Below are 11,021 nucleotides of genomic sequence, written 5' to 3' on the forward strand. Positions count from 1 at the left end.
TTTGTCCCCTTATCACTTAGAGGGAGGACATATGAAGATATTAATCATTTATGCGGGTAATGGGTTGGCTGATGATTTATCGTTAGCAGCAGTAAAACGAATACATACGGTACTTAATGAATTAGAAGTTAATGTAAAACAATGGGGTCTTGATTACCAAGATATAACAGATGAGGTTCTAAGTGAATTATCAATAGCAGAAGGGGTTGTATTAGCAACAACTGTAGAGTGGATTGGAATAGGGGGTAGAATGCAGACATTCCTAGATAGATGCTACCATTCCAACCAACAAGAGTTATTTGAAGGGAAATATATGATGTCTGTAGTATTAACTAAGACAACTGGTGATAGAGATGCTTCAAACTATCTTACAAAATGCTGGGATATGTTAGGTGGTTTAGAAGGTGTTAATATCTGTGGCAAAATAGAAAAATCTGTAGAGCTTGAAACTAATGAAAGAATAATATCAATAATTGATAAAAAAACAGAGGATTTCTATAGAGTTCTTAATCAGAAACGTAATACCCTGCCAACAGGAACAGGTTATTCATCAAAAAAAGTTACTGATGAAATGGAGCTTGATAGACTTGATACATTTACTAAGATGAATATTATTGATGAATATGTAGGAGATAAAAAGACTAATAAAATTATTGAAGAAGATCCATTTATAGCTAAACAAAGAAAAGATATATTAGAGATATCTGATTTTCTGAAACAACAGTTAGATCAAAACGATAACTTATCAGGAAATAAATACATAGATAGATTTCTTCAGACATTTATATGTGAAGACCCGTCATTTAATTGTACATATAATATAATAATAACGGATCAAAAGAATAAAGATATAACATTAAAGGTAAAAGATAAAAAATTAGCAGGATATATAGGAACTGACCCTTCAGCTGATGTTATAATTAATATTGATACTAACATCCTAGATGAGGTAATAAAAGGTAAGTTAACTATCCAAAGAGGTTTTTTAACTGGTAAATTAAAAGCAAAGGGTAATTTTACATTACTATATGAATTTGATAATATATTCAAATTTACTGATTTCTGAGATTGATCGACGAAAAGTAAGTCAGTATTATCTGTTAGTTGTTTAGTGATTAATTTTTTCAATAAATATGGTGAATTCTATATAACTAAATTCTGTACATTAGAACCTAGTTATAAAAGAAATTCACCATTTATATATTACTTCTGAATAAACATCTGAACGAATACTTTACCATATCTTAAATCATCAAATATACCTATACCCACATAATTATAATCGGTACTCAGTATATTTAGTTTGTGGGATGAACTGCTTATGAGCGAATATTGAGCTGATTCTACAGTGCTATTACCAGCAATATTTTCCCCAGCCATTTTATAATCTACAGAAAAATCCGAAAGCATTTTGAAAGGAGAACCGTAGATAGGCGAATCATGACTGAAATACTTGTGAGTTGATAAATCCTCTGCTTTTATTCTAGCCACTCTCATAAGTTCCATATCTAGCTTATAGGCAGGGAGACCAGCACTTTTGCGTTCTGCATTTATTAAATTAATCATTAGGGTTTCTTCTGGTGATAAGTTACCGCTGTATTTATCAGGTTCTTTTGTAGTTGGGGCTGGATTATAATAAGCATTAACACGAGTATAAGTACTTGAAATCAGACCAACTGAACCATCTTTCATATGAATTACATACCAACTGCCAAGTGTACCAAGAACATCTAGAACATCTCCACGAGATACAGTACTAATCTTTCTATATGAAGTACTTGGACCTACTCTAACATTAAGTTTATTAGCGGTAATTTCCACCTGTTTTACATTGGTCCATTTAAAAATAAGACCTTTTGCAGTAGATACATTTGTTGTAAAAAAAATAAGTAATAAGAAAATAACTAATGATGCCAACATAATTTTAGGTTTATAGATTCGTCTTTTCATACTGTCACTTCCTTCCAATATTATTATGGAAAGAACCAAGAGAATATATACAACAGGGTAAGTGGAAATTTATTACAAAGCTTAAAAAATGACCATATGTTTTTGTTTTATTACTAGAAAACTTGAATAAATAATATTTATGGAAAGTATTGAGTATATATATAATATGAATTAAGTATATATAGAGTTTATCCTATATAATAAGGGAAGATGGTATAGAAATGGATAATAAAGTTTCAAGTGAATTTATAGAAAGAGAACAATTATTTTTACTATATGAAAATCTAATTGATGAAGGTTATAACCTATATACTGGCTATAAAGTTATGCATAACAAAATAATCTCCCATATAAATAGAAATATTATACAAGACATAATGAAATCAAAGATAAATCAATGCAATGAATTAATTAATCTATATAACAAATTAAGTTGCAGGAAATATGTAAACAAGAAGATGAATTATGAAAAAAAATACAGGTTAGCTCAGATGTTCGCTAAAGAAAGTAATTATGGGGAAGTGCTTAATTATATATATGCCAATACTATGGATTATGATATAAAACATATGATACAAAAAATCATTAACGATGAAAATCTAATCTTATTTAAATTATTGTACCTGCAAAACTTGTTGGGTATTAATTGGGAGGCTGATAATAAATGAAGTGCCTTCACCTTCTTTTGTTTCAACTTCAATCGTACCACAGTGCTGCTCAATTATTGATTTTACTATTGGTAATCCAAGACCAGTTCCATTTTCTTTATAGGTTACAAATGGCTTGAATATTTCATCTATCCTGTCTTCTCTGATACCAGAACCAGTATCACTGACAGTAATTAATAAAAACGAATCTAAGTAATTGATATCAACTGTAACGGTACCATTTTCATCAGTAGCTTCTATAGCATTCTTTATCAGATTCATAAAAGCTTCTTTTAGTCTTGTTTTATCACCCGATATAACAGGTAGGTCTTTTGATTTGGTTATATAGAAGTTGATATTCTTGCTATATGCTAATGAATAAAAGTATTTTGCCACAGAATCAAGTAAAGTAGATACATCAACACATGTTTTTTGTATATTAAATGAGTAATTCAAGGTATTAAAATCATTAAGCAATAAACAAATGTAGTCAAGCTCTTCATATAAAGAACTCCAATGTATATTCTCTTTGACTTCTGGAGTCTGGACTTCTATTAGTTGTAAAGTACTCTTTATCAATGAAATCGGATTTTTGATTTCATGAATTATTTTTGCTATTATTTCAGGTTTTCTAGTTTGCTGATAGATGTTTAACCAATCGTCTAGTAATACAGAAAAATTCTCAATAATACTTTTTTCATGATAATTCATTTATCCATCTCCTAACGTTTACTATTGTATCAAAGAAAATCGAATAATACAATGAATAATATATAAAAAAACTCAATATTTGATAAAATACTAATAAATAATATAATTTATCCTAATTTAATATTATCTTATTTGTATATATCAATAACATATAATATAACCTTTATTAGTATAGATGCCTATAATAAATTATTACAAAATTATCCTTGAAAAAAATTAAAATATAGTTTAGTATAGTCTATACAGGCTTGGTATTTATTAACTTAGGTTTTTATCATCGAGGGATTTATGTCTTATGAATAATATCTTAGATATAGGCGGATACTTAGATATTGACAAAATAAGGCATTGGGAAGGAGAAATTATGATTAAACAAAATTGTTTATTCTGCAATGTTGCCAATGGTTCCATGGATTCAGCTACTATTTTCGAAAATAGTGAATTTAAAGTTGTACTTGATCCATATCCAGCAGCAAAAGGGCACACATTGATTATTCCAAAAGAACATATAGAAAACATATATGAACTAGATACTGAATCAGCATCAAGATTATTTGCTCTTGCAACACATATTGCAAAGGTATTAAAGAGTATCTACAATTGCGATGGACTAAACATATTACAGAATAATGGCGAGGCAGCTGGTCAAACAGTATTTCATTTTCATATGCATCTTATACCAAGATATAATAATGATAATGTAAAGATTAAATGGGAAACCATTAAGATTGAAAAAGAAGAGCTAGATGCTATTGCTAAAGAGATTGCAAGCAGGCTATAATATTACTAAGGGCATTTCTATAAAAGAAATGCCCTTAATTTAACTAAAATATTATTTTTTATTTAACTAATTCATTTATTAGAGTTAGAATGTTTTCAATGCCGTTACTTGATTTACTATGATTCATATGATTAATGTATTCATTCCTATTATTATATACTGAATCTATGGCTTTCATTACGTTCTGAGGGGTCATATCTTCCTCATTAAGGATATAACTATATCCGTGTTTTTTAAAAGAAGCAGCGTTAAGTATCTGGTCACCTCGACTAGCATTAGCTGGTAATGGTATAAGTACATGAGGTTTTTTTAGAGCTAATAGTTCTGAGATTATGTTAGCACCGGATCTTGATATTACCACATCGCTCATTGCCAATATATCTGACATCTCTTCATTGACATATTCAAATTGTCTATAACCTTGTATTCCTACTAATTCTTCTTTTAGATTATTTTTACCACATAGATGTACTAATTGGTATTTTTTTAATATTATATTTAGAGATTCTCTAAGAACATCATTGATTCTGACAGCTCCTAGACTTCCTCCTGTCATTAGTAATACTGGTTTTGAAGTACTGAATTCACATAATGATAGACCTTTTGTTCTATCACCTTGTAATATCTCTTCTCTGATTGGTGTTCCCGTGAGAACTGCTTTATCTTCTGGAAGGTGTGTAAGGGTTTCTGCAAAAGTAGTACATACTTTTGTTGCAAAAGGGATACTTATTTTGTTAGCAAGTCCCGGAGTCATATCTGATTCGTGTATAATTGAAGGTACTCTATTTAATTTGGCACCTAGAATAACTGGGACTGTTACAAAACCACCTTTTGAAAATACTATGTCCGGTTTTAATTTTTTTATTAATTTAGCTGCCTGCCCAACGCCTTTTACAACTCTAAATGGGTCAGAAATATTCTTAAGGTCAATATATCTTCTAAGCTTTCCAGATGAAATGCCATGATATGGAATACCTTTTTTCTCTACTAAGTCTTTTTCCATACCATTATAAGAGCCTATATAATGAACATCGTAACCAAGTTTATCAAGATGGGGGATGAGGGCTAGATTAGGTGTTACATGTCCAGCGGTTCCTCCACCTGTTAATACAATTCGTTTCACTTTTTTTACCTCCAGTGCGAATCTAAGTCTATTTGTATTATTATTATCCCTTTTGGTAAAATAAATGTCAATAGATAGCTATGTTTTTTGTTCAAATGGCTTATTATAAAATATAAGTTATTTAAAATCTACTTGATAGATTTTACTTGCATATATTAATTATATATCATATAATGATTTTAGAAAACCTTTTCTATAATAGGAGGTGGAGAAATGGATCAGCAAAAAAGAGCTACAATCGCTGATGTTGCTAAATTAGCAGGAGTTTCCATTACTACGGTATCAAGAGTAATGAATAAGAATTATCCGGTGAAAGAGGCAACGAGGAAAAAAGTTGAAAAAGCAATAGAAGAGCTTGAATTTAAGCCTAATTTACTGGCTAGAGGACTTATTCATAATAAAACACAGACTATAGGTATTCTTACGCCTAGTATAGAAAACCTTTTCTTTTCTGAGGTAGTAAAAGGTATTGATAGTGTTATTAAGAACAAAGGATATACTACGTTTTTGTGTAATACAGAAGGAGATCCAAAGCAGGAAAAATTAATGGTTGATAATATGAAGGACCGAAGTGTAGATGGTATTATTGCTATTAACCCTAGAACTAAGAATATAAAGTCAGGTTATTATGAAGGGATTAGTAAACAAATACCATTGGTTATTATTAATGGGTTTAACAGGGGAATTCATTGTAATTATGTTCTTAATGATGGAGAGGTTGGAACTTATGAGGCACTTAAGTATCTGTATGAGTTAGGTCATAGGGATATAGTTTTCATAAGAGGGCGACATAGTTATTCTTATGATGTGAAAGAGGATATATATAGGAAGTTTTGTGAAGAGTTTAAGATAGAGTTTGATGAAGATAATATATTGATAATTGAGGATGGTAATGGATTAGAAGCTGTTGAACAGTCAAAAGCGGTTGTTGAGAAGATAATTAGAGAGAATAATGAAGTTAGTTGCTTGTTTGCTTGTAATGATTGGATGGCTGTTGGGGCATTGAAGGCAGCTAAGGCTCTTAGTATATCTGTGCCAGAGGAGTTTTCAATTATTGGGTTTGATAATACTATTATTAGTCAGATAACAGAACCTAGTATTACAACGGTGGATCAGAATATGACTGGATTGGGACAGATATCGGGTAATAGGATATGTGAGATTATTAGAGATAGGGATAAGGAGAATAAGAAGATTATTATTGAAACTAGGTTGATTCATAGGAATAGCGTAGCTGGGAAGATATAATTTAATAGGTGGCTGCCGTAGGTCAAACAGTCAAGGTTCTTAACGTAATATTTATTTCCACTCATTAAGATTTTCTAACAAGTATTTAAAAATCGCTTTATTTGTATATATATTACCTACTGGGCTACGTTAGATATTTATAGAGATATAACAACAATTATTTAAATAATAGAGAAATATAAAATTATAGAGAGGATGAGTTTGGTATGGAGAGAGAGTGTGTTGGTAAGTTTGTGGAGTTGTATGGTGGAGAAGAGAGTGATGTAAATAAGTTTTTTGCGCCAGGGAGAGTTAATTTGATTGGGGAGCATATTGATTATAATGGTGGGTATGTTTTTCCTTGTGCTCTTGATTTTGGTACATATGCGGCGGCTAGGAAGAGGGACGATGGGAAGGTTAGGTTTGCTACTCTTAATTTTGCTCTTAGGGTAGAGATTGATGTTGAGGATATTAGGTATAAGGAAGAGGATGATTGGACTAATTATCCTAAGGGGGTTATTAAGGAGTTTATTGATAAGGGTCATGAAGTTGGTGGTTTTGATATTTTGTATTATGGTAATATTCCTAATGGTTCGGGATTATCTTCTTCTGCGTCGCTTGAAGTGTTGACAGCTGTAGTTGTTAATGAGCTGTTTGATTGTAAGGAAGATATGGTTGAGATGGTTAAGATGAGTCAGAGAGCGGAGAACCAGTTTGTAGGGGTTAATTGTGGTATTATGGACCAGTTTGCTTCTGGTATGGGGAAACCTAATCATGCTATTTTACTTGATTGTGAGACATTAGATTATAAGTATGCACCTCTTAAGCTAGATGGGTATAAGATTGTTATAGGTAATACTAAGAAGAGAAGAGGGTTAGCGGATTCTAAATATAATGAGAGACGTTCGGAGTGCCAATATGCTTTGGAGTGTATTCAAAAAGAGTTAGATATCAAGAATCTTTGTGAGATGGATGTAGAGACATTTGATAAGTATAAGTATCTTATTGAGAAGGATATTACTAGAGATAGGGCTAAACATGCGGTTGAGGAGAATGTAAGGGTGAAGAAAGCAATTGAAGCGCTTAATGAGGGAGATATTATTACATTTGGTAAGTTGATGAATGCTTCTCATGAATCATTGAGAGATTTGTATGAGGTTACAGGTGTTGAGCTTGATACTATGGTAGAGGAAGCTAGGAAGATAGAGGGGACTATTGGTTCACGTATGACTGGTGCTGGTTTTGGTGGTTGTACAGTTAGTATTGTGAAAGAGGATAGTGTTGATGAGTTTATTAGAGTAGTTGGTAAGAATTATGAGGATAGAATTGGGTTAGTGCCTGAGTTTTATGTGGCTAATGTTGGTGATGGAGCAGGAAGAATCTAATAAGACAATCTTATAGTAGAAGGGAGATATTAGTATGGCTATTTTAGTTTGTGGAGGAGCAGGATATATTGGGTCTCATACAGTGGCGAGACTTTTAGAGAAAGGTAAAGAGGTTATTGTATTTGATAATCTGGAAAAAGGACATAGAGAGGCAGTTCCAGAGAGTGTTAAGTTATGTGTTGGTGATCTTAGGGATAAAGATGCATTGGAAAGAGTTTTTAGTGAGAATAAGATAGATGCTATTATTGATTTTGCGGCAGACTCTCTTGTTGGTGAGAGTGTTACTGAGCCGTTAAAGTATTATAACAACAATATGTATGGAACTATGTGTCTGTTGGAGAAGATGAAGGAGCATGATATTAAGTATATTGTTTTTTCATCTACTGCGGCTATTTATGGAGAGCCAGAGAGTATACCTATTATGGAGACAGATAGGACTATGCCTACTAATCCTTATGGGGAGACTAAGCTATCTGTTGAGAAAATGTTGAAGTGGTCTGATGATGCTTATGGTATTAAGTATACTGCCCTTAGATATTTTAATGCGGCAGGGGCACATATTGATGGACATATAGGGGAAGATCATAGTCCAGAGTCTCATCTTATACCTATTATATTGGAAGTGGCGCTTGGTAAGAGGGATAAGATACTTATATTTGGTAATGATTATCCTACAGAGGATGGAACTTGTGTTAGGGATTATATTCATGTTACTGATTTGGCTGATGCTCATATATTGGCTCTTGAGAGAATGCAAAATGGTGGAGATAGTACTGTGTTTAATCTTGGGAATGGAAAGGGATTTTCTGTGAAAGAGGTTATTGAGGTGGCTAGAAAGGTTACTGGAAGGACTATTACTGTTGAGGAAGCTGAGAGGAGAGCAGGGGACCCTGCTGTGTTGATTGCTTCTTCTGAGAAGGCTGTTAAGGAATTGGGTTGGAAGCCTGAGTATAATTCTTTGGAGAGGATTATTGAGAGTGCTTGGAAGTGGCATGTTAATAATCCTGATGGGTTCGACAAGTAATAGAGTAATAGTGCAAGTGGGGCGCAGGGGTATATATATGTAAAGCGTCTCTTGTTAAATTTCCCTAAGAAAAACTAAGTTCGTTCCAATAAATATTACTAAACCTTAACAACTCCCGTTGGTCAAACAGTTAAGGTTCTTAACGTAATATTTATTTCTACTCACTAAGATTTTCTAAGGGAAATTTAAAGGTCGGTTTATTTACATATATATACCCTGCTTGGCTCTTGGGTGGTACTTAAGTTGTGTTTAGTAGTATAGGTTAGGTATTTAATATTTATTTGATAATTAAATGAAGTGTGAGATAAAAAGAAATATTAGTTTGATAATATTATAGATAGATGTAGAAGAGTGTTGGTTTAATAAACTGGAATTGGAGGTAGAATTGTGGAAAAAGTGCAGATCAGTATTGAGAAGCTTATAAAGTTTGGTCTTAGTAATAAAATGATAGAGAAGTGGGATGTCCAATTAGTGAGAAATTCCATTATGGATATATTGGGGATTTCGGAGCCTTATGAGGGAGAGTTGGATAGTTGTGGAGTAGTGGATTCTCCTGTGGGGATATTGGAGGAATTATTACAGTATGCTGTGGATAATAATATAATAGAAGATACTGTTACATATAGAGATATGTTGGATGCTAGGATTATGGCTACACTTATGCCTAGACCTTCTGAGTTAATTAATAGATTTTATGGGACTGCTGATGAAGAAGGTATAGAGAGTGCGACGAATTATTATTATAAGTTATCTAAGGATTCTAATTATATAAGGATGGATAGGATAGCTAAGAATGAGTATTGGGTGGCTGATACTCAGGTAGGCGAACTGGAGATTACTATTAATCTTTCTAAGCAGGAGAAAGATCCTAAGGAGATTGAGAAGGCTAGGAGTATGCATAGTGCTAATTATCCTAAATGTTTTCTTTGTATAGATAATGTTGGATATCCTGGGAGAGTGAATCATCCTGCTAGGAATAATCATAGGGTGATTCCAGTTGAATTAAGTTGTGAGAATTGGTATCTCCAGTATTCGCCTTATGTATATTATAATGAGCATTGTATAGTTTTTAATGAGAAGCATGTTCCTATGAAGATATCTAACGATACTTTTGTTAGGTTATTGTCATTTGTAGAGAAGTTTCCTCATTATTTTGTTGGGTCTAATGCTGATTTGCCAATAGTTGGTGGTTCTATTCTTAGTCATGACCATTTCCAAGGTGGACATCATGTTTTCCCTATGGAAAAGGCATCTATTATTAAGGAGTTAAAGAAAGATGGTTATGAAGAGGTTAAGATAGGGTTAGTTAGATGGCCTTTATCGGTTGTTAGATTATCTTCTGGGGATAAGGATAAGTTAATTGAGCTTGCTGAGGAGATTCTAGGTAAGTGGAGAGATTATTCTGATGAGAGTCTTGGTATATTGGCTTATACAGAGAATGATGGCAATAGGATTCCTCATAATACTATAACACCTATAGCTAGGATTAATGGAGATGGAGATTATGAACTTGATTTAGTTCTTAGGAATAATAGAAGAAGTGAGGAACATCCAGATGGTATATTCCATCCTCATGCTCATCTACATCATATTAAAAAAGAGAATATTGGACTTATTGAAGTTATGGGACTTGCTGTACTTCCTGCAAGACTTAAGAAAGAACTTTCATTAATAGAAGATATTCTAGTAGGTAAGATAAAAGATAGAGCGGAGTATGAAGAGTTAGAGAAGCATGGTGAGTGGATTAAGAGATTGGTTGAAGAGTATGGGATAGATATGAAGGCTGATGAAGCAAGAGAATGTATTAGAAAAGAAGTAGGTAATATCTTTGCTCAGGTACTTGAGTGTGCTGGGGTTTATAAGATGGATGAGGAAGGTATTGCTGGGTTGGAGAGATTTATAAAGGCTTAAGTGAATATACTACATATTTATAGTCACCACGTTATTAGAATAATGATGTAGTGGCTTTTAATTGTGTGCCCAGCATGGGCATAATCTTAAGGGTGTAAGTCCCAAACATGCCCTAGTAGTAGGAAATGTATAGCTTAAGGCAAGGGTGTCTTCGGCGACGAAGAATCTGAAGGAAGCCAGCGGCAAATCTCTGGTCTGACGAACAGAAATCACATCAGGCGCGAGCTGATGGATAAGGTTGCAATACAAACTAAAGTCCAAT

Annotated in this window: 10 protein-coding genes; 7 read left to right on the forward strand and 3 right to left on the reverse strand. The window is 32.8% G+C overall.

The genetic code is table 11. The features are described from left to right. Nucleotides 1-31 precede the first annotated feature (31 nt). Nucleotides 32-1,066, forward strand: coding sequence for an SCP2 sterol-binding domain-containing protein (locus N4A55_RS09290; RefSeq protein ID WP_293755406.1), 1,035 nt, complete (start codon nt 32-34; stop codon nt 1,064-1,066). Nucleotides 1,067-1,203: 137 nt separating this feature from the next. Here N4A55_RS09290 and N4A55_RS09295 read toward each other — a convergent pair whose 3' ends face one another. Then, complete coding sequence (locus N4A55_RS09295; RefSeq protein WP_293755408.1) at nt 1,204-1,950, reverse strand: CAP domain-containing protein; 747 nt, start codon at nt 1,948-1,950, stop codon at nt 1,204-1,206. Nucleotides 1,951-2,171: 221 nt separating this feature from the next. On the opposite strand from N4A55_RS09295, the gene N4A55_RS09300 reads away from it, so the two are divergent. After that, nucleotides 2,172-2,618 (forward strand): hypothetical protein, encoded by a 447-nt coding sequence (locus N4A55_RS09300; protein ID WP_293755410.1) that lies wholly within the window; start codon nt 2,172-2,174, stop codon nt 2,616-2,618. Here N4A55_RS09300 and N4A55_RS09305 read toward each other — a convergent pair. Then, on the reverse strand, nt 2,565-3,308 hold the full coding sequence (locus tag N4A55_RS09305; RefSeq protein WP_293755412.1) for a sensor histidine kinase: 744 nt from the start codon (nt 3,306-3,308) through the stop codon (nt 2,565-2,567). The genes N4A55_RS09300 and N4A55_RS09305 overlap by 54 nt on opposite strands. Before the next feature lie 295 nt (nt 3,309-3,603). Between N4A55_RS09305 and N4A55_RS09310 the strand changes: the two genes are divergently transcribed. Continuing rightward, a complete protein-coding gene (locus N4A55_RS09310; protein ID WP_330666360.1) occupies nt 3,604-4,089 on the forward strand; it encodes an HIT family protein in 486 nt (161 codons plus the stop codon). Nucleotides 4,090-4,147: 58 nt separating this feature from the next. On the opposite strand, the gene N4A55_RS09315 is transcribed toward N4A55_RS09310, so the two are convergent. After that, entirely contained in the window at nt 4,148-5,212 is a 1,065-nt protein-coding gene (locus N4A55_RS09315; protein WP_293755414.1) for an undecaprenyldiphospho-muramoylpentapeptide beta-N-acetylglucosaminyltransferase, read from the reverse strand. 213 nt (nt 5,213-5,425) lie between these two features. Here N4A55_RS09315 and N4A55_RS09320 point away from each other — a divergent pair, with 213 nt between their 5' ends. From N4A55_RS09320 to galT, 4 genes are all read left to right on the forward strand, one after another. Continuing rightward, nucleotides 5,426-6,460: a LacI family DNA-binding transcriptional regulator gene (locus N4A55_RS09320; RefSeq protein ID WP_293755415.1), complete on the forward strand. Its 1,035-nt coding sequence runs from the start codon at nt 5,426-5,428 to the stop codon at nt 6,458-6,460. 206 nt (nt 6,461-6,666) lie between these two features. Further along, nucleotides 6,667-7,824, forward strand: coding sequence for a galactokinase (locus N4A55_RS09325; RefSeq protein ID WP_293755416.1), 1,158 nt, complete (start codon nt 6,667-6,669; stop codon nt 7,822-7,824). 34 nt (nt 7,825-7,858) lie between these two features. Then, on the forward strand, nt 7,859-8,848 hold the full coding sequence (gene galE / locus N4A55_RS09330; RefSeq protein ID WP_293755418.1) for a UDP-glucose 4-epimerase GalE: 990 nt from the start codon (nt 7,859-7,861) through the stop codon (nt 8,846-8,848). Nucleotides 8,849-9,235: 387 nt separating this feature from the next. Continuing rightward, nucleotides 9,236-10,759: a UDP-glucose--hexose-1-phosphate uridylyltransferase gene (gene galT / locus N4A55_RS09335; RefSeq protein WP_293755420.1), complete on the forward strand. Its 1,524-nt coding sequence runs from the start codon at nt 9,236-9,238 to the stop codon at nt 10,757-10,759. Nucleotides 10,760-11,021: the final 262 nt, after the last annotated feature.

Origin of the sequence: Vallitalea sp. (assembly GCF_025211055.1) — a bacterium.
Classification (GTDB): domain Bacteria; phylum Bacillota; class Clostridia; order Lachnospirales; family Vallitaleaceae; genus Vallitalea.